The organism is Oribacterium sinus (genome assembly GCF_014202695.1).
Classification (GTDB): domain Bacteria; phylum Bacillota; class Clostridia; order Lachnospirales; family Lachnospiraceae; genus Oribacterium; species Oribacterium sinus.
The window spans coordinates 1-1,785 of record NZ_JACHHH010000023.1; the positions used below are offsets into that span (position 1 = coordinate 1).

Annotated in this window: 2 pseudogenes; both read right to left on the reverse strand. The window is 42.5% G+C overall.

Features of this window, described 5'->3' with window-relative positions:
* Positions 1-1,154 (reverse strand): annotated as a pseudogene (locus HNQ46_RS11945) (hypothetical protein); the annotation flags it as partial.
* A gap of 75 nt (positions 1,155-1,229) precedes the next feature.
* Positions 1,230-1,785 (reverse strand): annotated as a pseudogene (locus HNQ46_RS11950) (hypothetical protein); the annotation flags it as partial.

Genomic DNA, 1,785 nt, shown 5'->3' on the forward strand with positions numbered 1-1,785 from the left:
ATTACATATAGTACCTTATAACGGCCTTCCGGAAAAATTCTGTCTTCTTCCTGCGTAAACCTGAGATTTCCGTTTTTTCCCGCTTCATTCGGATAGCTTTCCAAATAGAGTTTATACTGATCCAGGTTTTTGGGAAAATCATTACGAAAATTCATAAGAAAAGGCTGTGGCAAATCCTTAGGCAGAAGCTCTGTACCATCTTTTAAGACAATCTTCTCCACTTGAAGTGTTGCCCTCTTCGTAGTATCGCCCGCCTTAACATTATGGATGTCAAAGCTGGAACGGAGATATACTTTCGCCATAATCTTTGCTTCCTTCACGGTAAAAGTTTCGCTTTCAAAGGTATAATATCTATACTTTGCATCTGCCGGTCTCGTAACTTTCAAATTTTCTTGATGATATGTATGTTCCCCTTTCTGATAAAAATAACTTTCATACATAGAAACTATTGTATAAGCAAATTTACCATCTCCATCCTGTTCGGCTATTGGTAAAATATAAAATTGGCTCTTCTTTCCTTCAGCAAGTGTATATACATAGTGATACTCTCCAGGGGTAAAGTAGTTGAGATTGTACGGTACCCACTGACCATTTACTTTCTTTTCAACTTCCCTCTCCGGGAGAATTTTATAAAGATCCGGGCTTGGATTATGGATGACTCCAGGCTCATTTCCTCTTAAAACGACACCTCTTACGTTTACTTTTTTATCTCGATGCACTTTCATATGATCTCTTGCGGGAAAATCCCAATCTTCAAATGAAACTTGCAACGATACAATCTTGTTATCAAGTGGTTTTGTCACTGCAGCACTTCTAAACCCTGAATATCCGGAGGTTACCGGAGCAAAATCTGTCCCTCTTATATCTTCTGTAGAGTCCTCTGTAGACTCACTCTTTCGCTCAGCAAGCTCCTCTGAGTCTTCCGCTTCAGTAGTCGGTACTTCTTCCTCTATGGACACAGTTTTCCCTTCCACAGCAGTCTCTTCCGGAAAATCGTCTAATCCTTCTACAGTTCCTGCTGTTTCAGCAGTTTTTTCTACCTCCGGAACGTAAGTATCCTTATTGTCTAAAATATCCGCATAGCTTGCAGGGGCAAAGAGCCCTGTGCAAAGTACCGCACTCAGTCCTAACGCCAGCATGTTTTTTCTTCTCATCTCCATCGTCCTTTCTTATTTATTGCCATTTCACGATATAAAATTATACTATATTTCTATCCATTTGTGGAAATTTTATTGTTTTTGTACCGCTCCATTCACTACCCATCTTCCTTCCGCATCCACTGTAAAACCATCGGGGGTAGTGGTGTTTCTATAGAGAGCACCTTCATTCTGTCCTTGTGAGTCTAAGTAGTAGCAGTTTCCATCAATCCACTGCCAACCGGTGAGCATTCTGCCCTTCCATCCATCGGAATTTGGGAAAAGATAGTATTTACTACCGTTTACATCTACCCAGCCTGTTGCCATATAGCCGGAATCAAGGAAATAGTACCAGTAGGACTTTCCGTTGTAGGCTTCATAGCCCCAGCTGTTCTTCGGATAGCTTCCGTCCGCTCTTTTGTACCACCAGCCCTTTTCATCCTGCATCCACTGTCCTCCGGATAGAGAACGGTCTACACCAAGTACCTGTCCTGAAAAACTACTGCTGACCTTAAAGCTTCCGGAACCACCACCAGAACTTCCCCCTGAGCCACCGGAGCCACCACTTGATCCACCGGAACTACTGGAGACAGCTTTAGAGGTTGAACCGGAATTGCCTGTATTGCCGGAGTGATTTTCTTTCTTCTCT